Annotated in this window: 23 protein-coding genes; 15 read left to right on the plus strand and 8 right to left on the minus strand. The window is 68.0% G+C overall.

The window, feature by feature from the left end; all coding sequences use genetic code 11:
* Positions 1–535: 535 nt before the first annotated feature.
* Both AB0M27_RS11280 and AB0M27_RS11285 read left to right on the plus strand, forming a co-directional pair.
* On the plus strand, positions 536–2,812 hold the full coding sequence (locus AB0M27_RS11280; RefSeq protein ID WP_365720322.1) for a transglycosylase domain-containing protein: 2,277 nt from the start codon (positions 536–538) through the stop codon (positions 2,810–2,812).
* Positions 2,813–2,941: 129 nt separating this feature from the next.
* The gene (locus AB0M27_RS11285) at positions 2,942–4,486 is read left to right on the plus strand and encodes a glycosyltransferase 87 family protein (protein WP_365720324.1); all 1,545 of its coding nucleotides are present in this window, start codon (positions 2,942–2,944) and stop codon (positions 4,484–4,486) included.
* Between the two features lie 81 nt (positions 4,487–4,567).
* On the opposite strand, the gene AB0M27_RS11290 is transcribed toward AB0M27_RS11285, so the two are convergent.
* The 3 genes from AB0M27_RS11290 to AB0M27_RS11300 form a co-directional block, all read right to left on the minus strand.
* A complete protein-coding gene (locus AB0M27_RS11290) occupies positions 4,568–5,599 on the minus strand; it encodes an alanine racemase (RefSeq protein WP_365720326.1) in 1,032 nt (343 codons plus the stop codon).
* Between the two features lie 83 nt (positions 5,600–5,682).
* Positions 5,683–6,804 carry a peptidoglycan bridge formation glycyltransferase FemX gene (gene femX, locus AB0M27_RS11295; protein ID WP_351802864.1) on the minus strand — a complete coding sequence of 374 codons (1,122 nt, stop codon included), beginning with the start codon at positions 6,802–6,804 and terminating at the stop codon, positions 5,683–5,685.
* 103 nt (positions 6,805–6,907) lie between these two features.
* Positions 6,908–7,219: a hypothetical protein gene (locus AB0M27_RS11300; protein ID WP_365720329.1), complete on the minus strand. Its 312-nt coding sequence runs from the start codon at positions 7,217–7,219 to the stop codon at positions 6,908–6,910.
* A gap of 272 nt (positions 7,220–7,491) precedes the next feature.
* Here AB0M27_RS11300 and rpsF point away from each other — a divergent pair, with 272 nt between their 5' ends.
* From rpsF to rplI, 4 genes are all read left to right on the plus strand, one after another.
* Entirely contained in the window at positions 7,492–7,782 is a 291-nt protein-coding gene (gene rpsF, locus AB0M27_RS11305; RefSeq protein ID WP_014673750.1) for a 30S ribosomal protein S6, read from the plus strand.
* A gap of 78 nt (positions 7,783–7,860) precedes the next feature.
* Complete coding sequence (locus AB0M27_RS11310; protein WP_030640108.1) at positions 7,861–8,439, plus strand: single-stranded DNA-binding protein; 579 nt, start codon at positions 7,861–7,863, stop codon at positions 8,437–8,439.
* A 58-nt stretch (positions 8,440–8,497) separates the two neighbouring features.
* Positions 8,498–8,734 (plus strand): 30S ribosomal protein S18, encoded by a 237-nt coding sequence (gene rpsR / locus AB0M27_RS11315; protein WP_003949403.1) that lies wholly within the window; start codon positions 8,498–8,500, stop codon positions 8,732–8,734.
* 18 nt (positions 8,735–8,752) lie between these two features.
* Positions 8,753–9,199 (plus strand): 50S ribosomal protein L9, encoded by a 447-nt coding sequence (gene rplI, locus AB0M27_RS11320; protein ID WP_208899907.1) that lies wholly within the window; start codon positions 8,753–8,755, stop codon positions 9,197–9,199.
* A 139-nt stretch (positions 9,200–9,338) separates the two neighbouring features.
* Here rplI and AB0M27_RS11325 read toward each other — a convergent pair whose 3' ends face one another.
* On the minus strand, positions 9,339–10,676 hold the full coding sequence (locus AB0M27_RS11325; RefSeq protein WP_365720331.1) for an MATE family efflux transporter: 1,338 nt from the start codon (positions 10,674–10,676) through the stop codon (positions 9,339–9,341).
* 481 nt (positions 10,677–11,157) lie between these two features.
* On the opposite strand from AB0M27_RS11325, the gene dnaB reads away from it, so the two are divergent.
* From dnaB to AB0M27_RS11340, 3 genes are all read left to right on the plus strand, one after another.
* The gene (gene dnaB, locus AB0M27_RS11330; protein WP_365720333.1) at positions 11,158–12,636 is read left to right on the plus strand and encodes a replicative DNA helicase; all 1,479 of its coding nucleotides are present in this window, start codon (positions 11,158–11,160) and stop codon (positions 12,634–12,636) included.
* Positions 12,637–13,059: 423 nt separating this feature from the next.
* Entirely contained in the window at positions 13,060–13,365 is a 306-nt protein-coding gene (locus AB0M27_RS11335; RefSeq protein ID WP_365720334.1) for a hypothetical protein, read from the plus strand.
* Positions 13,366–13,934: 569 nt separating this feature from the next.
* The gene (locus AB0M27_RS11340) at positions 13,935–14,192 is read left to right on the plus strand and encodes a helix-turn-helix domain-containing protein (protein WP_365720336.1); all 258 of its coding nucleotides are present in this window, start codon (positions 13,935–13,937) and stop codon (positions 14,190–14,192) included.
* 41 nt (positions 14,193–14,233) lie between these two features.
* Here the strand turns inward: AB0M27_RS11340 and AB0M27_RS11345 are convergent, their stop codons facing one another.
* On the minus strand, positions 14,234–15,343 hold the full coding sequence (locus AB0M27_RS11345; RefSeq protein ID WP_365720338.1) for an FAD-dependent monooxygenase: 1,110 nt from the start codon (positions 15,341–15,343) through the stop codon (positions 14,234–14,236).
* A 71-nt stretch (positions 15,344–15,414) separates the two neighbouring features.
* Between AB0M27_RS11345 and AB0M27_RS11350 the strand changes: the two genes are divergently transcribed.
* Both AB0M27_RS11350 and AB0M27_RS11355 read left to right on the plus strand, forming a co-directional pair.
* Positions 15,415–16,095, plus strand: a complete 681-nt coding sequence (locus AB0M27_RS11350) for a TetR/AcrR family transcriptional regulator (RefSeq protein ID WP_365720615.1) — start codon at positions 15,415–15,417, stop codon at positions 16,093–16,095.
* Between the two features lie 277 nt (positions 16,096–16,372).
* The gene (locus AB0M27_RS11355; protein WP_365720340.1) at positions 16,373–17,758 is read left to right on the plus strand and encodes a serine hydrolase domain-containing protein; all 1,386 of its coding nucleotides are present in this window, start codon (positions 16,373–16,375) and stop codon (positions 17,756–17,758) included.
* Between the two features lie 73 nt (positions 17,759–17,831).
* Here the strand turns inward: AB0M27_RS11355 and AB0M27_RS11360 are convergent, their stop codons facing one another.
* Positions 17,832–18,284 (minus strand): GNAT family N-acetyltransferase, encoded by a 453-nt coding sequence (locus AB0M27_RS11360; RefSeq protein ID WP_365720342.1) that lies wholly within the window; start codon positions 18,282–18,284, stop codon positions 17,832–17,834.
* Between the two features lie 9 nt (positions 18,285–18,293).
* Positions 18,294–18,752: a MarR family transcriptional regulator gene (locus AB0M27_RS11365; protein ID WP_365720344.1), complete on the minus strand. Its 459-nt coding sequence runs from the start codon at positions 18,750–18,752 to the stop codon at positions 18,294–18,296.
* Positions 18,753–18,893: 141 nt separating this feature from the next.
* Between AB0M27_RS11365 and AB0M27_RS11370 the strand changes: the two genes are divergently transcribed.
* Positions 18,894–20,102 (plus strand): MFS transporter, encoded by a 1,209-nt coding sequence (locus tag AB0M27_RS11370; protein WP_365720346.1) that lies wholly within the window; start codon positions 18,894–18,896, stop codon positions 20,100–20,102.
* Between the two features lie 113 nt (positions 20,103–20,215).
* Positions 20,216–20,635, plus strand: a complete 420-nt coding sequence (locus AB0M27_RS11375; RefSeq protein WP_365720348.1) for a heme-binding protein — start codon at positions 20,216–20,218, stop codon at positions 20,633–20,635.
* Positions 20,636–20,708: 73 nt separating this feature from the next.
* Here AB0M27_RS11375 and AB0M27_RS11380 read toward each other — a convergent pair whose 3' ends face one another.
* Positions 20,709–21,575, minus strand: a complete 867-nt coding sequence (locus AB0M27_RS11380) for a GNAT family N-acetyltransferase (protein WP_365720350.1) — start codon at positions 21,573–21,575, stop codon at positions 20,709–20,711.
* A 153-nt stretch (positions 21,576–21,728) separates the two neighbouring features.
* Here AB0M27_RS11380 and AB0M27_RS11385 point away from each other — a divergent pair, with 153 nt between their 5' ends.
* Both AB0M27_RS11385 and AB0M27_RS11390 read left to right on the plus strand, forming a co-directional pair.
* Positions 21,729–22,400 (plus strand): HAD-IB family phosphatase, encoded by a 672-nt coding sequence (locus AB0M27_RS11385; RefSeq protein ID WP_365720352.1) that lies wholly within the window; start codon positions 21,729–21,731, stop codon positions 22,398–22,400.
* 283 nt (positions 22,401–22,683) lie between these two features.
* Positions 22,684–23,943 (plus strand): globin domain-containing protein, encoded by a 1,260-nt coding sequence (locus AB0M27_RS11390; protein ID WP_365720354.1) that lies wholly within the window; start codon positions 22,684–22,686, stop codon positions 23,941–23,943.
* Positions 23,944–23,945: the final 2 nt, after the last annotated feature.

Genomic DNA, 23,945 nt, shown 5'->3' on the forward strand with positions numbered 1-23,945 from the left:
AACCAAGTGGCGCCTGGGGAGCGTCGTTGTCCCCGGTGCAGTACGGGTGAATGCAGCACCGACCACATCCGTACTTCGGGGGGACCGGAAAACAGCCGCCGTTCCAGGCGCGCACGGGTGCGCCTGCCCGAGGAGTAGTCGTTCGATGAGCGAGCACCGTCGCAAACCGCCGCAGCCGCAGGGAGGCGGACGTGCCGCGGCCCGACGCGGCCAGCCCGGCTCGTCCTCCGGTCGCCGTGCGGCACCGCGAGGCGCCACCGGGTCTCCATCCGACTCCTATGGGTCCAGTTCCTATGGGTCGGATTCCAGCAGTCCGGGAGGTGAAGAGCGTCCCTATGGCGGCCGTGCCGAGGCCCGCCGTGCGGCGCAGAGAGGAACCCGCCGCAGAGACGCCGACGCAGGCCCTGGCGGCCGGCGCGGCGCCCCTGGCGGCCGGACCGGTCCCGGGCGCGGCAGAGGCCGTGCGTCGACCGCTCCCGGCAAGAATCGGCTGATCGACTATCCCCGAGCCGGGAAGTACGGCTGGCGTCGCTGGATGCCCTCCTGGAAGCTCGTCTCCGGGCTCTTCATCGGCTTCGTCGGAAGCCTGGTGGTGCTGGTCGGCGTCAGCTACGCGATGGTCTCGATCCCCAACGAGAACGACGCCGCCAAGTCCCAGAACAACGTCTACTACTGGGCTGACGGCAAGCAGATGGTGGCCACGGGCACGGGCGTCAACCGGCAGAACATCGACATCTCCCAGATCCCCGACGCCATGCAGTGGGCCGTGATCTCGGCTGAGAACAAGAGCTTCTACCAGGACTCGGGCGTGGACCCCATGGGCATCGCGCGCGCCGTGTTCAACATGGCAAGTGGTGGCCAGACCCAGGGCGGCTCCACGATCACGCAGCAGTATGTGAAGAACACGTACCTGAGCCAGCAGCAGACACTCACGCGTAAGTTCAAGGAGATGTTCATCTCCATCAAGGTGGGGACGAAGCTCGACAAGAAGCAGATCTTGCAGGGCTACCTGAACACTTCGTACTTCGGACGGGGTGCGTACGGCATCCAGTCGGCCGCACAGACGTACTACGGCAAGAACGCCGTGGACCTCACGCCGAGCCAGTGCGCGGTGCTCGCGGCGCTGCTCAAGGGCCCGACGTACTTCGACCCGGCGGGCAACGCGGACCTCGACCAGTCGGCGACCCCGGATGCCAACAAGAAGCGTTCGATGGATCGCTGGGGGTGGATCCTCGAGCAAATGCACAACGATCACCATCTGAGCGACGCCCAGTATCAGGAAGCCAAAGCGCAGTACCCCATGCCCGACGGCCGCAAGGCGACCAGGGGGATGACCGGCCAGATCAGCTACCTGGTGGACACGGCGAAGAAGTACGTCCTCGCACACTCCGACATCACGGAGGCGCAGTTCGACCGCGGTGGCTACCAGATCTACACGACGTTCCAGAAGAACAAGGTCAACGAGCTGACCTCGGCCGTGAAGAAGGTCCAGGCGGCACGCCTCGACCCGAAGCATCGTGCCCTGGACAAGTACGTGCAGTTCGGCGCCGCCTCGGTGAAGCCCAACGACGGCGCAATCGTCGCGCTGTACGGCGGTGACGGCTACGAGAACGGTCACTTCACCAACAACGCCGACACCTCGGGTGTGCCCGTCGGTTCGACGTGGAAGCCGTTCGTGCTGGCCGCAGCCATGGAGTACGGGACGTACAAGTCGGACGGTGCCGGCATTTCGCCACTGAGCAAGTACAACGGCAACGACCATCTCAAGGTCCGCAGGCCGGATGGGTCGTACTACCTCAACAAGGACAACTCGACCTTCTACCAGAACAACGAGTCTCCTCACCGCTGGGGATACATCACCCTCCGCAAGGCGATGGAGCAGTCCATCAACACGCCGTTCGTGCAGCTCGGTGTCGATGTCGGGATGACGCACGTCCGGGATGTGGCCAAGTCGGCCGGCATACTCCCCCAGAGCATGTCGGTGGACCTCAACCCGTCCTTCGCGATTGGTACGTCGACTCCGAGCGCCATCCGTATGGCCGACGCCTACGCCACGTTCGCCGCGTCGGGCAAGCAGACGGACCCGTACTCGGTGACGGCAGTGAAGACCAACGGCGTGGATGCGCCCAGCTTCACCAAGCCCAAGCCGAACCCCAAGGAGACGATGGATTCGAACATCGCCAACAACGTCACGGACGTCCTGCAGAACGTGATCCAGAACGGTACGGGTCAGAACGCCAAGGCTCTCGGGCGTACGGCGGCGGGCAAGACCGGTACCACTGACAAGAACAAGTCGGCCTGGTTCGTGGGCTACACCCAGCAGCTGTCCACCTCGGTGGCGATGTTCCGCGAGAACCCCAAGGACCACAAGCTGCTGTCCATGAACGGCACGGCGGGCGTGGACTCGATCCACGGTGGTGACATCCCGACGCTGGTGTGGACCGAGTACATGAAGGCCGCGCTGAAGGGAGCCAATGACCTTGGCTTCCCGAACGCCACCGAGATCGGCAAGGTCCAGGACGAGGCGGGTGCCCCGTCCCCGACCCCGAGCGTCACCATCACGCCGAGCCCGACGCCGAGCGACACCCCGAGTCCGACGCCCAGCGAGACGACCCCGTCTCCGTCCCCGTCGGCGAGCGACACCTGCCAGTGGAGCTGGGGCAACACCTGCAACGGCAACACCAACGGTGGCAACAACACGGGCGGTACCGACGGAGGCACCACTCCCACGCCGACCGTCACGGACACAACCGGCAGCGGCAGCACCCGTGGCAACGGCAATGGAGGCATCTTCGGAGGTCAGACCGGTTAGCCACCGAGCCTGACCGGTTGGCGCCCCTTTCGCCCGCCGCGGGTGTTTCACGTGAAACATGGGCCGTCGCACCCACCAGGTGCGGCGGCCCTCGGCGTTTCCCTAGACAGGTACGGCAGGATGTGCCCCATGCCCAGTGCAGAGATGACGCCCGCGAGCATGCCCGATCCCGAGCCCGTGCGGCCCACCACGGCAGAACCGGTGCGGCCGACTAGTGAGGACGAGATCGCCCGGGCCGGCAGTGAGCTGATCGGCGGCCCCCTGGGGCAGCGCGCCCTTCTCGGGATCTCCTGGTGGACCCCCGTTCGGGTTGTCGCGCTCGTGGCGATCGGCATGTTCGCCCTCGGCCTGGTCCAGAAGGCGCCCTGCTACCACAGCGCCTGGTTCTTCGGCGCGAGCAGTCAGTACACAAAGGCCTGCTACTCGGACATCCCGCACCTCTACCAGGGCCGCGGGTTCGCCGATCACCTCGTGCCGTACTTCGACAGACTCCCGGACGACATGTCCGGCGGCATGGGCTACCTCGAATACCCGGTGCTGACCGGTGTGTTCATGGAGGTGGCCTCCTGGCTGACCCCGCACAGCGGCACCATCCAGTACCAGGAGCAGTGGTACTGGTTCGTCAACGCCGGGATGCTGATGGTGTGCGCGGCCGTCATCGCCGTCTGCGTGGCCCGCACCCACCGTCGGCGCCCCTGGGACGGCCTGCTGGTCGCCCTGTCGCCCGCGTTCCTGCTCACCGCGACCATCAACTGGGACCTGCTGGCGGTGGCGCTCACGGCCGCCGCGATGCTGATGTGGTCCCGGAGCCGTCCCGTCGCCTTCGGTGTCCTCCTGGGCCTCGCCACGGCCGCCAAGCTCTACCCCGTGTTCCTGCTGGGTCCACTGCTCGTGCTGTGCTGGCGGGCCGGCAAGTGGCGGGAGTATGCCCAGGCCGTGGGCGGCGCGGTGATCGCCTGGCTCGTGGTGAACCTGCCGGTGATGCTCTTCGCCTTCCATGGCTGGTCGAAGTTCTACACGTTCAGCCAGGAACGGGGCGTCGACTTCGGCTCGTTCTGGCTGATCTGGGCGCAGAACTCCAGCAACCCGCCGAGCACGGGCTTTGTGAACACCGCCGCGATGGTGCTGGTGGTGCTGTGCTTCCTCGGCATCGCCGCGCTGGCGTTCACCGCGCCGCGCCGGCCGCGCTTCGCCCAGCTGGCCTTTCTGCTGGTGGCGGCCTTCATCCTCACCAACAAGGTCTACTCCCCGCAGTACGTCCTGTGGCTGGTACCGCTGGCGGTCCTCGCCCGGCCCAAGTGGCGCGACTTCCTGATCTGGCAGGCCTGCGAGGTGGCGTACTTCCTGGGCATCTGGATGTACCTGGCCTACACGACCAGCGGCGACGCCCACAAGGGTCTGCCGACGCAGGGATACCACTGGGCGATCGTGCTGCACCTGGCCGGCACGCTCTACCTGTGCGCCGTCGTCGTACGGGACATCCTCATGCCGGAACGCGACGTGGTGCGCCGGTCCGGCGACGACGACCCCTCGGGCGGGGTGCTCGACGGCGCGCAGGACCTCTTCGTGCTCGGCGCGGCTGCCCATCCGCCGCGGCACGCCGCCCACTTCGAGGGACCTCAGGTGGACTGGGGCAGGGCGGAGCAGCCATACCTCGAGGATCGTTCGCTCTGAGCGAACACGCGGTCGGAAGGCCATGAAGAAGGCCGTACACGCGGGGTGCGTGTACGGCCTTCTCGCTGTCCTGGGCCGGGCTCAGTGGTCCACGAGCCGGTCGAACTGTGTGGTCGTGTGCCGCAGATGGGCCACCAACTCGTCGCCGACCTTCGGCTCCGGGGCGTCCGAGGGGACGAACAGGATCGACACCTGCATGTGCGGCGGCTCGGCGAACCAGCGCTGCTTGCCGCCCCAGACGAACGGAGAAAGGTTCCGGTTGACCGTGGCGAGGCCGGCCCGTGCGACGCCCTTGGCGCGCGGCATGACGCCGTGGAGGGCCTTCGGGGCCTCCAGGCCCACCCCGTGCGACGTACCGCCCGCCACGACCACAAGGAAGCCGTCGGAGGCCGCCTTCTGCTGCCGGTAGCCGAACCGGTCGCCCTTGGACACGCGCGTGACGTCCAGGACGGCACCGCGGTACTCGGTGGCCTCGTGGTCCCCCAGCCACAGCCGCGTGCCGATGCGGGCGCGGAAACGGGTCTGCGGGAACTGCTGCTGGAGCCGGATGAGTTCATCGGCCTTGAGATGGCTGACGAACATCGTGTGCAGCGGCAGCCGGGCCGCGCGCAGTCGGTCCATCCAGCCGATGACCTCCTCCACGGCGTCCGAGCCGTCGGTGCGGTCCAGCGGCAGATGGATGGCGAAGCCCTCCAGCCGGACGTTCTCTATGGCCTGGTGCAGCTGTGGCAGGTCCTGCTCGCTGATGCCGTGCCGCTTCATCGAGGACATCACCTCGATGACGACACGCGCGCCGACGAGGCCGTACACGCCGTCGACCGACGACACCGAGCGCACCACCCGGTCGGGCAGCGGCACCGGCTCCTCGCCACGCCGGTACGGCGTCAGCACCAGCAGGTCACCGCCGAAGAAGTCCTTGATGCGCGCGGCCTCGTAGGTCGTGCCGACCGCGAGCAGATCCGAGCCCAGCCGCGTGGCCTCTTCCGCCAGCCGTTCGTGCCCGAAGCCGTAGCCGTTGCCCTTGCAGACCGGGACGAGGCCCGGGAACTGCTCCTGCACGTGCTTGTGGTGCGCCCGCCAGCGCGCGGTGTCGACGTAGAGCGTGAGCGCCATGGCCGGACCCGGAACCTTTCTCGTGGCTGCGGTGTATCAGAGGTGTGAAAGCTGTGAACCCTATGGAATCAAACGCCCGTGGCTCAGCGGCGCGACATGTAGATGTCGAGCGCCTTGTGAAGCAGCTTGTTCAGCGGGAAGTCCCATTCACCGAGGTACTCGGCGGCCTGACCGCCGGTGCCGACCTTGAACTGGATCAGGCCGAAGAGGTGGTCCGTCTCGTCCAGCGAGTCGGAGATGCCGCGCAAGTCGTAGACGGTGGCGCCGAGCGCGTAGGCGTCGCGCAGCATCCGCCACTGCATCGCGTTCGAGGGCCGGACCTCACGGCCGATGTTGTCGGAGGCGCCGTAGGAGTACCAGACGTGTCCGCCGACGATCAGCATCGTCGCCGCGGACAGGTTCACGCCGTTGTGCCGCGCGAAGTACAGCCGCATCCGGTTCGGGTCCTCGGTGTTGAGGGCCGTCCACATGCGCTGGAAGTACGACAGCGGGCGGGGCCGGAAGTGGTCGCGCACAGCGGTGATCTCGTACAGCCGCTGCCATTCGGCCAGGTCCTGGTAGCCACCCTGGACGACCTCGACGCCGGCCTTCTCGGCCTTCTTGATGTTGCGGCGCCACAGCTGGTTGAGGTTCTTGTGGACCTCTTCCAGGGAACGGTTCGCCAGCGGCACCTGGAAGACATAGCGGGGCTGCACGTCGCCGAAGCCGGCGCCGCCGTCCTCACCCTGCTGCCAGCCCATACGGCGCAGCTTGTCCGCCACCTCGAAGGCGCGCGGCTCGATGAAGTCGGCCTCCAGGTCCCGCAGGCGCTTGACGTCCTGGTCCTGGATGCCCTTCTTGATGGTGTCGGCGTTCCAGCGCCGGATGATCACCGGCGGGCCCATCTTCACGGAGAAGGCGCCCTGCTGCTTCAGGTGCGCCAGCATCGGCTGGATCCAGTCGTCCAGATTCGGCGCGAACCAGTTGATGACCGGGCCCTCGGGGAGATACGCGAGGTAGCGCTTGATCTTGGGCAGCTGGCGGTAGAGGACCAGACCCACACCAACCAGCTCGCCGGTGCGGTCGTCGAACCAGCCGAGATTCTCCGAGCGCCACTCCGCCTTCACATCGGCCCAGGCCGGGACCTGCATGTGGCTCGCCGCCGGCAGGCTCTGGATGTAGGCCAGATGTTGCTCGCGGCTGATGGTCCTCAGGGTCAGGCTCATGTCGGGGCGCTCCTCGGGCTGGTGTGTCCCCATGGGTACAGGGGCTCCGGCTCTCGCGCCGAAGCCTACTGCGCCGTGCGAGCGCCCCGACTGGGCGTACGGCTTAGAAGAGGCCGCCGAACAATCCGCCGTTCGCCATGCTGATGAGGAAACCGACTCCAGCGGCGCCCATTCCCACTACGAGCCCGAAGCGCTCCCGCGTGGTTACCGAGATCCACTGCCCGTAGATACCGACGAGCAGCCCCACCAGCCCCGTCCACGAGGACAGCAGGTGCAGGCTGGAGAAGAAGGACGTGATGAAGGCCAGCACGCCGAGGACGAGCGTGCCCGCCGTCAGAGCGTCCTGGACTGGACGGCGCTTGCCGTCCGTGGCGAAGAGGGAACCGGCGACGTTGGGATGCAATACCTGTGCCATGGGCACCTCCTGCGGAAGGCGGCGCACAGTAGCGCCGTACACACCCGACGTGTACAGGGTGACGGCCTTCACGGCCGGATTTCAACCCGAAGCGGGTGTGCGGGTAGTCTGTACCGTCTGCACTGGTGTCTGCCCATGCCTGCCCAGGTAACACTGCGGGATCCCTCAGAGGCCCCCGATTGTCAGTGGTGGCCGATACCGTTGCGTACGCATCACAACCCTCCTGCCACGGAACGACCGTGGCCGCTGAGTCCAAAGGAGGTGGGTTCCACATGCGTCACTACGAGGTGATGGTCATCCTCGACCCCGATCTCGAGGAGCGTGCGGTCTCCCCGCTGATCGAGAACTTCCTGTCCGTCGTCCGTGACGGTGGCGGCAAGGTTGAGAAGGTCGACACCTGGGGCCGTCGTCGTCTCGCCTACGAGATCAAGAAGAAGCCCGAGGGCATCTACTCGGTCATCGACCTGCAGGCCGAGCCTGCGGTCGTCAAGGAGCTCGACCGCCAGATGAACCTGAACGAGTCGGTCCTCCGGACCAAGGTCCTCCGCCCCGAGACCCACTGAGCCCTTCCGCTCAGCTGATCTCGGGATTCGAGTAGCAACCAAGCAGCCAGAGCAGCAAACCCGCCGAGAGGTTCCCCCATGGCAGGCGAGACCGTCATCACGGTCATCGGCAATCTTGTCGACGACCCCGAGCTGCGCTTCACCCCGTCCGGTGCGGCGGTCGCGAAGTTCCGTGTCGCGTCCACTCCCCGCACCTTCGACCGCCAGACGAACGAGTGGAAGGACGGCGAGAGCCTGTTCCTGACCTGCTCGGTCTGGCGTCAGGCGGCGGAGAACGTCGCCGAGTCGCTCCAGCGAGGCATGCGCGTCATCGTGCAGGGCCGGCTGAAGCAGCGGTCCTACGAGGACCGTGAGGGCGTCAAGCGCACGGTCTACGAGCTGGACGTCGAGGAAGTCGGCCCCAGCCTGCGCAACGCCACGGCCAAGGTCACCAAGACCGCCGGTGGCGCCCGCGGTGGCCAGGGCGGTTACGGCGGCGGTGGCGGCCAGGGTGGCGGCGGCTGGGGCGGAGGCCCCGGTGGCGGCCAGCAGGGCGGCGGCGCTCCGGCCGACGACCCGTGGGCGACCGGCGCTCCCGCCGGCGGCCAGCAGGGTGGCGGTGGCTGGGGCGGAGGCTCCGGCGGCGGTGGCGGCTACTCGGACGAGCCCCCCTTCTAGGTCTTCGGACCAGGGGCGGGTCGTACCCCAAACTTCTTGATCACACAGGAGAAACACCATGGCGAAGCCGCCTGTGCGCAAGCCGAAGAAGAAGGTCTGCGCTTTCTGCAAGGACAAGGTCACGTACGTGGACTACAAGGACACGAACATGCTGCGGAAGTTCATTTCCGACCGCGGCAAGATCCGTGCCCGCCGCGTGACCGGCAACTGCACGCAGCACCAGCGTGACGTCGCCACGGCCGTCAAGAACAGCCGTGAGATGGCGCTGCTGCCCTACACGTCCACCGCGCGCTAAGGGAAGGGTGACCGACACATGAAGATCATCCTCACCCACGAGGTCACCGGCCTCGGTGCCGCGGGCGACGTCGTCGACGTCAAGGACGGTTACGCTCGCAACTACCTGATCCCGCGGAAGTTCGCTATCCGCTGGACCAAGGGTGGCGAGAAGGACGTCGAGCAGATCCGCCGCGCTCGCAAGATCCACGAGATCCAGACCATCGAGCAGGCCAACCAGGTCAAGGCCCAGCTCGAGGGCGTCAAGGTCCGCCTGGCCGTCCGCTCCGGCGACTCCGGCCGTCTCTTCGGTTCCGTCACCCCGGCCGACATCGCTTCCGCGATCAAGGCTTCCGGTGGCCCCGAGGTCGACAAGCGCCGCATCGAGCTGTCCGCCCCGATCAAGACCCTGGGCGCCCACGAGACGTCCGTGCGTCTGCACCCCGAGGTTGCCGCCAAGGTCAACATCGAGGTCGTCGCGGCGTGACGCTGCGCTCGGCTTGAACAGCTGAGAGAGGGGCCGTCCCTTGCGGGGCGGCCCCTCTTCACGTGCGGTGTCGGGATGCGCAGCGCGCAGTGCGGCATGTTTCACGTGAAACCGGGACTGTGTGACCCTGCCGGTCCGTTCAGCGGGTGGCGCCGGTCACGATCCAGCGACCCGAGCGTGCGCGCAGCCACAAGGTCAGCATGCGGACGGTCATCATGAGCGTCATGGCCGCCCACAGCGCAGTAAGACCGCCGCCGAGGGTGAGCACGAGCAGGGCGACCGGAGCGAACACCACGAGGGTGACGACCATGGCCCAGGCCAGGTACGGCCCGTCGCCGGCTCCCATCAGGACTCCGTCCAGCACGAAGACGATCCCGCAGATGGGCTGCGAGAGCGCCACCATCAGCAGCGCGGGCAGCGCCGCGTCCTTGACCACGGAGTCACTGGTGAACAGCGGCAGGAACAGCGGACGGGCAGCCACCACGAGCAGACCCAGGACCACACCGGTGGCGATGCCCCACTGGACCATGCGACGGCAGGCTTCACGTGCTCCTTGGGCGTCGTTCGCACCGAGATAGCGACCGATGATGGCCTGTCCCGCGATCGCTATCGCGTCGAGAGCGAAGGCCAGCAGGCTCCACAGGGACAGGATGATCTGGTGGGCGGCGATGTCGGCGTCGCCCAGATGTGCCGCGACCGCCGTCGCGATCATCAGGATCGCCCGCAGCGACAGGGTGCGGACCAGGAGCGGAACGCCTGCCTGGGCTGAGGCCCGGATTCCGGCGGCGTCCGGGCGCAGGGAGGCACCGTGCCGATGGGCCCCGCGGATGACCACGGTCAGATAGACGGCAGCCATGCCGCACTGGGCGATGACCGTGCCCCAGGCCGAACCGGCGATGCCGAACCCGGCGCCGTAGACGAGTCCCGCATTGAGGGCGCCGTTGGCGACGAAGCCCGCGACGGCGACATAGAGCGGGGTCTTGGTGTTCTGCAGTCCGCGGAGCACTCCGGTCGCGGCGAGGACGATCAGCATCGCCGGGATGCCCAGCGAGGAGATGCGCAGATACGTCGTGGCATAGGGGGCCGCGGTTGTGGAGGCGCCAAAGAGGTCCACGATGCCGGGGGCCAGCGGAAGGACAACGGCGATGACGCCCATGCCGAGCAGCAGCGCCAGCCAGATACCGTCCATGCCCTGGCGAATCGCGGCCTGCAGATCGCCGGCGCCGACGCGCCGGGCCACGGCGGCAGTGGTGGCGTAGGCGAGAAAGACGAAGACGCTCACCGCGGTGGTGAGCAGGGCCGAGGCAATACCGAGACCGGCGAGCTGTGCGGTCCCAAGATGGCCGACGATGGCACTGTCCGCCATGACGAAGAGAGGCTCGGCGACGAGTGCGCCGAAGGCCGGGACGGCCAGCGCGACGATCTCTCTGTCGTGCCGCCGTCGGGTGGCCTGGGGTATCGCGGGAGCCTGTGTCATGAGCACTAATCTAATCGTCCACAGGTAAGTGATGCAACGGATGAGTGACCCTTACTTCTCCTCTCGGGGTGTGTCCTTTCGCGCACCGTTCGATCCGAACTTGGCCCGGCTGGGGAAGTTTTTCTTCTGCACAGCCGGTGGACGGTAAAGCGGCAGGTCAGAGCGATCTTGTGAGGGGGAGCGAGGGCTTGTTCACAGGGCTGTCCACCGGGTCGTGCACAGGTTTCGGTGAGTTCTCCACAGCATCCGGGCCGTCGTCCACATGGCCTGTGGATAACCAGATTGGCTGACGGTGCCGACGGGCCTACCGTTGTCCGGCGCCCGCTCCTTCCCTCGGCCCGGAAAGTGTCCTTTTCCCGGCCCGGGGATCATCACAAATCCGACGCGTCGGAACCGGAGTTGGGCCTCTCATTTGTCAGTGTCGTGCCGTACAACAGAGGGCACGGCGAGGTCCGCCGTGCGGACGGGAGGAGGTGGCTCGGTGAGCATTTCCGAGCCCTTGGACGATCCGTGGGCCGATGCCGGACCCAGTGATCGTCTGCCGGCCTCCCGTCGACGCGGTGACGGCGGCCGGGGTCGTGACGAACAGCACGACCGGGGCCGGGAGAGCGCCTCCTGGGACGGCGGGGGTTCGTCCTTCGAGCGGCTTCCGCCGCAGGACCTCGATGCCGAACAGTCGGTGCTGGGCGGCATGCTGCTGTCCAAGGACGCCATCGCCGACGTCGTCGAGATCCTCAAGGGCCACGACTTCTACAAGCCCGCGCACGAGACGATCTACCAGGCGATCCTGGACGTCTACGCCAAGGGCGAGCCGGCCGACCCGATCACCATCGCCGCCGAACTCACCAAGCGCGGCGAGATCAACAAGGTTGGCGGGGCCGCGTATCTGCACAGCCTCGTCCAGACCGTGCCGACGGCGGCCAACGCCGAGTACTACGCGGAGATCGTCCATGAGCGGGCGGTGCTGCGCCGCCTGGTCGAGGCGGGCACGCGCATCACGCAGATGGGATACGCGGCCGACGGCGATGTGGACGAGATCGTCAACAGCGCCCAGGCCGAGATCTACGCCGTCACCGAGCAGCGCACCAGTGAGGACTATCTGCCGCTGGGCGACATCATGGAAGGTGCCCTCGACGAGATCGAGGCGATCGGCTCGCGCAGCGGTGAGATGACCGGTGTGCCGACCGGCTTCACCGACTTCGACTCGCTGACGAACGGCCTGCACCCGGGCCAGATGATCGTCATCGCCGCTCGACCCGCCATGGGTAAGTCGACGCTCGCGCTGGACTTCGCGCGGGCCGCCTCGATCAAGCACAACCTGCCGAGCGTCATCTTCTCCCTCGAGATGGGCCGCAACGAGATCGCGATGCGACTGCTGTCCGCCGAGGCCCGGGTCGCCCTGCACCACATGCGGTCCGGCACGATGACCGACGAGGACTGGACCAGGCTCGCCCGCCGTATGCCGGATGTCTCGGCCGCACCGCTCTACATCGACGACTCCCCCAACCTGTCGATGATGGAGATCCGCGCCAAGTGCCGGCGCCTGAAGCAGCGCAACGACCTGAAGCTGGTCGTCATCGACTACCTCCAGCTGATGCAGTCCGGCGGCTCCAAGCGCGCCGAGAGCCGTCAGCAGGAGGTCTCGGACATGTCCCGTAACCTCAAGCTGCTCGCCAAGGAGCTGGAGATCCCGGTCATCGCGCTCTCCCAGCTCAACCGTGGCCCCGAGCAGCGCACGGACAAGAAGCCGATGGTCTCCGACCTGCGTGAGTCCGGCTCCATCGAGCAGGACGCCGACATGGTCATCCTGCTGCACCGCGAGGACGCGTACGAGAAGGAGTCCCCGCGCGCGGGCGAGGCCGACCTGATCGTGGCCAAGCACCGCAATGGCCCCACGGCCACCATCACGGTCGCCTTCCAGGGCCACTACTCCCGCTTCGTGGACATGGCCCAGACCTGATCGGAAGCCGTGCAGGGTCTGAGATTTCGCGTCCTAATCTCAGGCTCGATGGCCAAGTGATGGCAGACAGGACGGGGGGCTGAGACTGGCAGGTCAGGCCGTTCACCTTCGGGTCGCAGCGCGGACCGTCCGAGAACAGCGTGCCGGCACCGTGGCCGTACGGACAGTTGCCCGAGGATGGGGCTCGGTGGACGGTGCCGCTGCGACTGTCAGCATTTGTTGTGGAAGTTGCGAGTCGTCGAAGACCGAGCGTGGGCTGAAGTGTCCGTCGGGCTGCTGAACGGCCGTGCCCTGGCGAACGTTCCGCTGGTACAAGGGGCAGAGGCACTACTCCGGTGTCCACCGGTCGGCGACGATGCGGGACCACGTGGTCTACGAGTTGCGCCTTGAGCTGGCCCGACTGCTCGCCGACTTCGATCCTCCGTGCAGCGCATCACGGCCGAGCCCTTCGACGACGAGCCGGTGATCGGGCAGCCGCCCACCTCCCTGCTCGACGGGCTGGACCTGCCCGGCCCCGACCCCGCTCGCATCGACGTCCCGCGCCTGCACCAGCTCATCCGACAGCGCAGGAACCCGGCGCAGTACGCGGCCACAGCACTCGACACCTGCACCGAGGTGATCCGCTATGCCCTGGACGAACACTCCGCTCCCGCACCGCGGCCGAGCCCGTCAGAACGTGACGAAGGAGACGCTCGTCCCGCCTCGACCTGGACGAGCACCAGTCCCTGAACCAGACTGCCGCCCTCGCCGGGTTCTCCCGCTGCATGCTCACCGGCCTCGCGCGCGAGTACGGCAATCCGCTCCGCGACGGCCCACAGGACTACAAGCCCCGAGGAACCGTCAAACGGGACTGGCTGATCGAGGAGTACGTCAACCGCCGCCGGACCCTTGCAGACCTCGCACGTGAGAAGGGCATGAGTACCGCGAACATGCCGCGCTGGACCAATACCCACAACGCTGCGATCACGCGGAGGAGCCAGCCACAGCCAGGCACTTATCGCTGCCGACCAGGCCAATCGGGCGCCGCGTATCCTCCGGCCGGCACTCAGCGGCCAGCGGGCCAGCGAACGCCTGAGCCGATTCGCGGCCGCATCGGCCTACCCCAAGCCTGTTCACCCTCGTCGCGCAGGTCAGCCGGATCGAACGAGAGCTCGGCGGGCCGCTGCTGGTGAGAGCCGAACGCGGCCGGCCCATGACGCCGACCCCCTTGGGGAGGAGGGTGCTCAGGGCCCATTCGCACGTCTCAAGATGGTGCACAGCCCTGATACCCGGAGTGTTCACTCTGGGTCGGCAAGGCGATGAAACGCTCCTTCAAACTCTCCCGACGCAAGCAGCTCGGCGATCACGCTCACCCTGTGTACGCGCCGACGTTGTCGCTGGACGAGCGATATGCGGTGAAGGCTTCGGAACTCGGGGTCACTGATCGCACCGTTCGACGGTGGGTTGCCAACTTCCGCCGACACGGGGAGGCCGGCCTCGTCCAGCGGGCAAGTGCCGAGGCGCGGCCCCTCGGCGGGGCCGATGACCGAAGGGTGGAGACCGCGCTGAGGTCTTGATCGCGTCGGGCGGCCGGTTGCCTGGTCGTATTCAGCTACATTCAGCCAGGTTGGAAGAATGCGAGCATTTTCTGGCTGGCGTCCGGCGACATCAGCAATTCCTGCATGTCCGCGGACATCCGGGCGGCAGCGCCGGTGCGTTCGAACATCTCGCGTTCGTATTCATTGACGGCGGTGGGAAAGTCGTCCGGGTGCGCGGCCAGCGCGAGACCAAGCAGGGCGCCGTCGAGCAGCGCCATGTTGGCACCCTCCCCCACCGGCGGCATCAGGTGCGCGGCATCGCCGAGCAGCGTGACGCCTGGCGTCGACGGCCAAGTCAGGCCGACCGGGAGAGTAGTGATCGACCGTGGCACGATCGTGTCGTCGCAGGCCGCGATCAGCGCGGTGAACCGTGAGTCCCAGCCGGGGAGCAGGTCGATCAGCCGCGCCCGGGCGGCGGCAGGGTCGTCGAACGGGATCCCGCTGGTGGCGAACCAGCCCTCGGCGGTGTTGTAGAAACTGAGGCCGATGCGTACGCGGCCGTCGCCATTGCGCTGCGCCGCCAGGGATTGTCCGTTGCCGAGCACCCAGTAGTTGCCGCGCCCGATCATCGCCGCGAGGTCGGGGTAGGTGCGGTCGATGTCGGGGATGCAGAGCTCGACGACGTTTTGGCCGATGTGCGCTGGTCGAGCGTCGGTGAGCAGTGCGCGGACCCGGGAGTTCGCGCCGTCAGCGCCAACCAGCAGGTCATACGTCGCACTGCTGCCGTCAGCGAAGTGCAGCACGCCGTTGTCGGCGGATTCGAACGCGCGCCCCCAGCGCACCGCGTGTTCAGGAAGAGAGTCCAGCAGCAGGTTGCGCAGATCGGTACGGTCCACCTCGGGTCGCTCAAGCGGGGCGCCCTCGGGCGTGTCCTCCTGCAGCAGCAGGGTGCCGTCCGGCTCGAGAAGCCGCATGTCCTGGCCTTCACCACGGGCAATCGCGTGGAACTGGTCGATCAGACCGGCCTCGCGCAGCGCCCGCTGACCGGAGTGGATGTCGAGCATGCCGCCCTGACCGCGCGCACCGCGAGACGATTCACGTTCATACACGACGGAATCTATGCCGTTCACGTGCAGCACACGGGCGAGAGCCAGGCCGCCGAGGCCGGCCCCGACGATGGCGATGGTCATGGTTGCCTCCCCTTCGATACGCCGTACTGACCGATACACTGTATCGTTCGATGCGATGTATTGTTGGCGGCATGTTGGTGTGGGAGAGGCCGGAGCCACCGAATCGACCCGTGCCGGCCCCGCTGAACCGCGAGCGGATCCTGCGAGCTGCGATCCAGTCGGCCGACGCGGACGGCCTGGACGCGGTGTCGCTACGCAAGGTCGCCACCGCGCTGGGCGTCGGGCCGATGCGGCTGTACAGCTACATCGCCAGCAAGGAGGAGTTGCTCGACCTCATGGTCGACGCGGTCCACGCCGAGATCCGGCCGGTCGGAGACGGCTGGCGGGAGGTGCTCCGGTCTCTTGCCGAAACCACCCGGCAGGCCGCTCACGAGCACGAATGGCTCGCCGATCTGCTCGGTGGGCGACCGCAGCTCGGGCCGCACGCGCTGGCCAGGGGGGAGGCCGTGGTGGCCGCGCTGGATGGCGTTGATGTGGACGCCATCATGCCGATGGTCACGGCCGTCGACGCGTACGTGATCGGCGCGGTGCGTCGGGAGATCGCCGAGCGGCGTGCCGAGCGGGCCACCGGGATGGACGAGAAGCGTTGGCAAGCCTCACTCGGGCCCTATCTGGAGCGGACCTTCGCCACCGGCCGATTCCCCGCGCTGGCCACGGTGGTGCGCGATGCCGCCCACCTGGACGCCGACCAAACCTTCCGGATCGGCCTCGACTTCCTGCTCGACGGCATCGAAGCCCGCATCTCAAGGTGACGCGCGGCCGAAGGACCGGACCGGTACCGCCCATAGCACCGGGTCGGCGCCGATGTGTTGAGACGACGCAACCTCGCCAAAACGCGCGGAAACTGAAGAAATGCCACAGACCTGAGATTCAAGCCGCATCACATCCCGTGAGACAGCCCAGGGATCCGCTGGTCAGCTGAGATCAACATGTCACGCGATGTGAGTCCCCACAAGCCGGCCGGGAGAGGGCGGCTTTTGCCTGGGAAATGAACTCGACGTCCGCCGTCACAGCAGGTGGACTGGGCGCATGACGTCATCTCAGGAAGAGTTGCTCCCCGGAACGAGCCGCGCCCTGCTGCACCGGATCGCCGTCGCCCAGGAGCAGGGACGGGCGCCGTCGCTGGTCGCGACCGTGGTGCGGGGCGGACAGGCCGTGTGGCACGGGGCACGGACCTCCGTGGACGGGCACGGGCCGGACGAGAGCGTGCAGTACAGGATCGGGTCCATCACCAAGACCTTCACCGCCGTCCTGGTGCTGCGACTGCGTGACGAGGGCCTGCTCGACCTCGGTGACCCGCTGGAGAAACATCTGCCCGGCACCGGTGCGGGCGAGGCGACGATCGCCGAACTGCTCGCACACACTGCGGGTTTGGCGGCCGAGTCGCCCGCGCCCTGGTGGGAGCGGACCCCGGGCACCCTGCGCCCGGAGCTGATCGACGTGCTCGGTGAGCAGCCCCTGGTGCACCCCGTCGGCCGACGGCACCACTACTCCAACCCCGGCTATACGGTGCTCGGCGCGCTGGTGGAGGAACTGCGAGGCGCTCCCTGGGAGGAGGTACTGCGCCACGAGATCCTCGAGCCCCTGGGATTGCACCGTACGAGCACGCAGCCGCAGGCTCCGCATGCCGGCGGATGGGCCGTGCATCCGTGGGCGGACGCGATGCTGCCGGAGCCCTTGGAGGACCTGGGCAGGATGGCTCCAGCCGGCCAACTGTGGTCGACCACGGGGGACCTGGCGCGGTTCGCCGCGTTTCTCGCCGCGGGTGACGACCGGGTGCTGAGCGCGGAGTCGGTGCGGGAGATGCGCACGCCTGCGGCGCCCGCCGAGGCAGCGGACGTGCTGGACGGGGTCACGTACGGACTCGGTCTGCAGATCCAGCGCCGTGACGGCCGGCTCCTGGTCGGCCACTCCGGTTCGCTGCCGGGCTTTCTGGCGAACCTCAGCCTCAGCGTCGAGGACGACGTGGCCGCGGTGGTGCTCGCCAACTGCACCAGTGGACCGCTGCTCGGAGCGGTGGGCGCCGATCTCGTGCGGATCGTCGCCGAGGCGGAGCCGCGGATCCCGGAGCCCTGGCGGCCGCTGCGCGAGGTGGACCCGGCGGCCCTGGAGCTGGCGGGGCAGTGGTACTGGGGGACCAATGCCTTCGCTCTTCGGGTGACCGCCGACGGACTCCTCGCGCTCGGTCCGTTGAGCGGCAGCGGCCGACGCTCCCGCTTCCGCTCCAACGGTGACGGCACCTGGACTGGACTGGAGGGCTACTTCGCCGGAGAGCTGCTGCTGCCCGTACGGCGCACGGGCGGGTCCCTGAGCCATCTCGACCTCGGCTCGTTCGTGTTCACGCGGCAGCCCTACGACCCTGCGGCGCCGGTTCCCGGTGGCGTGGACTCCGAGGGGTGGCGGGGGATCAGCTAGCTCTGCACAGCACAGGGGGGTGTGTTTCACGTGAAACACACCCCCCTGTGCTGTTTCTGCTCCGGCGGCCCTGTCAGAGCCGCAGTTTGAAGCCCTCGTGCGTGGCGCTGAAGCCAAGCCGTTCGTAGAAGCGGTGGGCGTCGGTGCGTGTCTTGTCGGACGTCAGCTGCACCATCCGGCACTCCAGCCGACGGGCGGTGTCGATGGCCCACTCGATCAGCAGGCTGCCCAGCCCGCTGCCCCGTTCATCCGCGTGAATACGGACGGCCTCGATGAGCGCACGGGTCGCTCCCCTGTGGGAGAGCCCCGGAATGATCGTGAGCTGGAGGGTCCCGATCACGCGGCCCTCACGGACGGCGACGACGAGGTGCTGGTTCGGGTCGGTCTCCAGGCGTCCCAGCGCGGCCCGGTACGGGGTCATGTCGTCGGGGGACTCGCGCTGGGCGCCGAGCGGATCGTCGGCGAGCATCGCAACGATCGCCGGAAGGTCGTCGGCGGTCGCACGCCGTATTTCAAGATCTCCCATGCGTGCACCCTATGCCGGTACGTTCAGCGACTCCACGACCCGGACCAGCGGGGCCAGTTCAGGGTTCCGGGACGCCTCGTCCAGGGCCTCGCGCAGAGCGGCGTCATTGGTGGGGCGCGCCTCCTCCAGCAGTCGCAGGCCCGCCTCGGTGACGTTGGTGTAGATGCCGCGCCGGTCGGTGGGGCAGAGGTAGCGCTCCAGCAGGCCGCGGTCTTCCAGCCGGGTCACCAGGCGTGTGGTGGCGCTCTGGCTGAGGACGACCGCGTCGGCGACCTGCTTCATCTGCAGATGGCCCCCTTCGCCGTCGTGCTGGCGGCTCAGTACATCGAGCAGTGAGTACTCGCGCACGCTCAGGTCGTGCTTCGCCTGCAGGGCGCGTTCGAGGTGCGCCTCGATCCTTCCATGCAGGGCAGAGAGGGCGCACCAGCCCTGCGCGAGGGCAGTGAGCGCGGGGTCCGTCGCTGTCATTGGCGTTCTCCTCCGTCCCGGAGCGGCTGCATCAAGGGTAGAGCAAGCGTGCAATAGTGCGCGTTTGCATCTATCCCGCGTCTGCAATTATTGTGGACACACGCAAAGCGCACCTGCAATCGTCTGGAAGGCGTACCCTCCATGCCTCTCGCGCTCCTGGCCCTCGCGATCGGGGCCTTCGGAATCGGAACGACAGAGTTCGTGATCATGGGCTTGCTGCCCGAGGTCGCGGGCGCCTTCGGGGTCTCCATCCCCACGGCGGGCCTGCTCGTGACGGGCTACGCGCTCGGCGTGGTCATCGGTGCCCCGCTGATGACCGTGCTCGGCACCAAGGTCTCGCGCAAGCGCATGCTGATGCTGCTGATGGGCCTCTTCATCGCCGGAAACCTGCTGTCCGCGGTCGCCCCCACCTTCGCGATCATGCTGATGGGACGCGTGGTCGCCTCGCTCGCGCACGGTGCCTTCTTCGGTATCGGCTCGGTCGTGGCGGCCGAGCTGGTGGCGCCCCACAAGAAGGCCGGCGCCATCGCCATGATGTTCACCGGTCTGACCGTCGCCAATGTCGTCGGCGTCCCGCTGGGCACGCTCATCGGCCAGCACGTCGGCTGGCGCGTCACCTTCGGCATCGTCGCCGCCCTCGGGGTCGTCGGCCTCGCCGGCATCGCCAAGCTGGTGCCCGAGATGCCGAGGCCCGAGGGTGTGCACCTGCGGCACGAGCTGGCCGCCTTCAAGAACGCCCAGGTCCTGCTCGCCATGGCGATGACCGTCCTCGGTTTTGGCGGCGTCTTCGCTGCCATCACCTACATAGCGCCGATGATGACCCATATCGCGGGCTTCGCCGACGGCTCCGTGACCTGGCTGCTGGTCCTGTTCGGCCTCGGGATGGTCGGCGGAAACCTCATCGGCGGCAAGTTCGCCGACCGCGCCCTGATGCCGATGCTGTACGTCTCCCTGGGCGCCTTGGCCCTCGTCCTGGCGCTCTTCACGCTCACCGCGCACAACAAGATCGCGGCGGCCGTGACCATCGCCCTGATCGGCGCCCTGGGCTTCGCGACCGTACCGCCGCTGCAGAAGCGCGTGCTCGACCAGGCGCACGGTGCCCCGACGCTGGCGTCGGCCGTGAACATCGGCGCCTTCAACCTGGGCAACGCGCTGTCCGCCTGGCTCGGCGGCATCGTGATCGCGGCCGGCTTCGGCTACACGGCCCCCAACTGGGTCGGCGCCGCCCTCGCCGCGGCCGCCCTCGTCCTCGCCGTCCTGTCGGCGGGGCTGGAGCGCCGCGACGGCGCGCGAAGCACCGTGGTCGCCACCGGGAAGTCCGCCGGCCGGCAGACGCCGGTCCACCACTGAGTCGCGCACACCGCAGGGCGCCGCACCCGAATCCCCAAGACCTCCGTGCCGGGGCTCTCGTCCCCGGTACGGCAAGCACCCCCCTCTCAGCTACACGCGAGGAGAAAGTCTCCATGAGCACCACCGCCGTCGCCCCGCTGTCCATCGAGGACGCCGACCTGCTCGTCGCCACGGCCCGCCGTGCGGCCGAGGACGCCGGGGTCACCGTCAGCGTTACCGTCCTGGACGCGGGCGGCCACCTGCTCGCCTTCCGCCGGGACGACCGGGCCGTGCTGATCTCCGGCGAGACCAGCACCCGTAAGGCCTACACGGCACTCCAGCTCAACACCCCCACCGCCGACCTGGTCGACACCGTGCAGCCGGGCGGCCTCTTCCACACGCTGCCCACGGCCCTCGACCGGCCCCTACTGTTCATCGCGGGCGGAGTGCCCGTCCACCGGGACGGCCGTCTGATCGGCGCCATCGGCGTCGGCGGGGGTGCGCCGGAGCAGGACCACGGCTTCGCCACCGCGGCCGTGCGGGCGCTCACCTGAGCCACGACCCCCACAGAGACAACGCCGGTCTCGCCGCACGACGCGGCGGGACCGGCGTTCGTCGTACGACGGCTCAGCCCGCGGCCACGGTCAGCGGTGCGAACCGGCGGGTCCAGTCCCCCGGGAGATCCGTGATGCCGTAGGTCATCACGGCGTTGAAGGCGACGGAGGCCAGCCCCCGCGCCTTCGCCCAGGTCAGCAGTTCCTCGTGGCGCACATCGATGTCGGTGCGCAGCGGACGGTCCGTGTGGGCCGCCAGCGAGCTGATCAGAGCCTTGGCCGTCTCCATGTCCCGGGCCACCAGGGGACCGACGACATGGGTGTCCATGTTGGGCCACGCGGCCGCGTAGCCGATGATCCGGCCGTCCACCTCGGCCACCCGCAGCTGGTCGGCGAAGGCGGGCAGACGGGTGATCAGCGGAGTGCGATCGGCGCCGAACACCTCCTCGTCGAGACGCAGGATCACGGACAGGTCCTCCGCGGCAGCGGCACGCGTGAACACTCCGGATTCCGGCCCGCTGGGAGTGAAGCGGCCCGTCAGCATCTCCGCCCGGCCCGTCACCTTGAAGCCCAGCTCCTCGTACAGGGGACGGCCGTTGGGGGTGGCGTGCAAGGTGAGAGGAGTGGTCCCCATGGTCGACACGGCATGGCGCATCAAGCGGCGCCCGACGCCCTGGCGGGCATGGCGTCTGGCCACCAGAACCATGCCGATGGCGGCGAGATCCGGGCGCCCCCACGGGCCGTACTCTGTGACGACGCACGCGGCGACGAGTCCCCCCTGAGGGTCGTCGATACCGAAGCCCTTTCCGGCGGTGAGGAGGAATCCCCACTTGTGTTCCTCGCGTGGCCACCCCCGGTCCTCGGACAAGTCGGCGCAGGCGGTGAGATCGCGCAGCGTCAGACGGCGGATGGGCAGAGCGGCGAGGGAAGGAGTCGACACGCAGGTCAGGCTGTCCGACCGGCACCCCCGACGTCCACCCGTTTCCAAACGGACACACGTGCTTTTGGTCATGTCGTGGCGCCCCATGCACAGCCCTCGGACAGCAGGGCGTGTTTCACGTGAAACCTCGGCAGCCGGTTAGCCTCGGGGGCCATGGCGAGACTTCATCTCTTCGATCTTGACGGCACATTGCTGCACGGCAGTACGGCGCCGGTGGAGATTTCCCGCCAACTGGGTCTGGAAGCGGAGACCGTGGCGCTGGACCGGGCGATCACGGAGGGCCGGATCGGTCCGCCGGAGTATGCGGCGCAGGTGTGCGACCTGTGGTCCGATCTGACCGAGGCTCACGTCAGCGCAGCATTCGAGGCGGCTCCCTGGCTGGCCCGCATCCGGGAGGTCTGGGCGGAGATCAGAGACGCGGGCGAATACTGCGCGGTGGTGTCGCTCTCGCCGTCCTTCTTCGTGGAACGCCTTCTTGACTGGGGCGCTCACGCGGCGCATGGATCCCGCTTCCCGGCCGTTCCGTTCACCGAGCCCGTGGATCCGTCCGGGGTGCTCAGTGCCGCGGCCAAGGTGACCGTCGCGGACCGGCTCTGCGAGGAATTCGGCGTGGCACGGGCGGACTGTGTGGCGTACGGCGACTCATTGTCGGACAAGGACCTGTTTGCTGTCGTACCGGTTTCCGTGGCGGTCAATGCGGACGCCCACCTGGCAGGACTCGCAACACACTCCTACACGGGGCGGGATCTGTGGGATGCCTATGAATTGGTTCGTCCTGCCGGTAGTTGTCGGACTGCATGGTTCGCACCCTTGCCCGATTCGTGAGGAAGGAAGGGGGGACTTGTGTGCACGGCGACGGCCGGTAGGGTCGACTACGGTTCACGTCCGGGATGAAGTCCACAGGTCCCGTGCGGGCCGAGAGCAGGGCAAGCAGCGTAACGGGACGGAGAGCGCGAGATCCGCGTTTCCGGATATGTGACCGCGGCATCCGATCGGGATGCAACGCTGCGCGGTGCTACGGCAGGCCGCCCGACGGGGGGAAAGCATGCACCTTCTCCGGGAGAAGGTGCGCAGACCGACCGCAAGACGTTCGAGGCGAGGGCACACCATGGACGCTCCGACCACCACGTCGGGGGAGAACGGCATGCCGGACGGGGACGGCTGGTTCACGCCGCGCACGGCACCGTCGGCTCCGCCGCCGGACAGCCCGGAGCGCGTGCCGGCTCAGCGGCCGGCGCCGGCCGTCCAGGAGGGGTCTGCGGACGCCGTCCTCATACGCCGCACGATGGCCGAGATAGGCCCGATCGCCGACAAGGTCACCTCCTACTTCTACGCACTGCTCTTCGTCCGCCACCCCGAGCTGCGGGCGCTGTTCCCGGCCGCGATGGACATGCAGCGGGAGCGCCTGCTGAAGGCGCTGCTCACCGCGGCCGAGCACCTGGACAACACCTCGGTCCTCGTCGACTACCTGCGGAACCTGGGCCGTGGACACCGCAGGTACGGAACGCGCGCCGAGCACTATCCGGCCGTCGGGGAATGCCTGATCGGCGCGTTGAGCAGGTATGCCACCGCCGTGTGGAGCCCGGAGGCCGAGGCGGCCTGGGTGCGGGCGTACACGACGATCTCCCAGGTCATGATCGACGCCGCGGCGGCGGACGAACTGCGGTCTCCGGCCTGGTGGCACGCCGAGATTGTCACCCACGACCTCAGAACCCCCGACGTCGCGATCCTCACCGTCCGCCCTGACCAGCCCTATCCCTTCCTCGCCGGTCAGTACACGAGTGTGGAGACGCCCTGGTGGCCACGGGTGTGGCGGCACTACTCGTTCGCTTCCGCGCCCCGTTCGGACGGTCTGCTGACGTTCCATGTGAAGGCCGTACCGGCCGGCTGGGTCTCCAATGCGCTGGTCCGCCGCGCCCGGCCCGGAGATGTCATACGCCTCGGCCCGCCGACCGGCTCCATGACCGTCGACCATACGACCGACAGTGGACTGCTCTGTCTGGGCGGCGGCACCGGCATAGCGCCTATCAAGGCTCTGGTCGAGGACGTCGCCGAGCGTGGAGCGCGTCGGCCTGTCGAGGTGTTCTACGGCGCCCGCACCGACCACGACCTCTACGACATCGACACCATGCTCCGGCTCCAGCAGAGCCACCCCTGGCTGTCGATCCGGGCGGTCATCGACCAGCAGGCCCACATCCAGCTCCCCGATGCCCTGCGCGGCTACGGCCCCTGGAACGAGTACGACGCCTATCTCTCGGGCCCGCCCGGCATGATCCGCAGCGGCATCGACACGCTCCGGGACATCGGTGTTCCGTCGAGCCGCATACGGCACGACTCGGTGGAGGAACTGCTCGTCGCCGGAAGCTGAGG

It is taken from the genome of Streptomyces sp. NPDC052107, from assembly GCF_040680215.1.
Classification (GTDB): domain Bacteria; phylum Actinomycetota; class Actinomycetes; order Streptomycetales; family Streptomycetaceae; genus Streptomyces.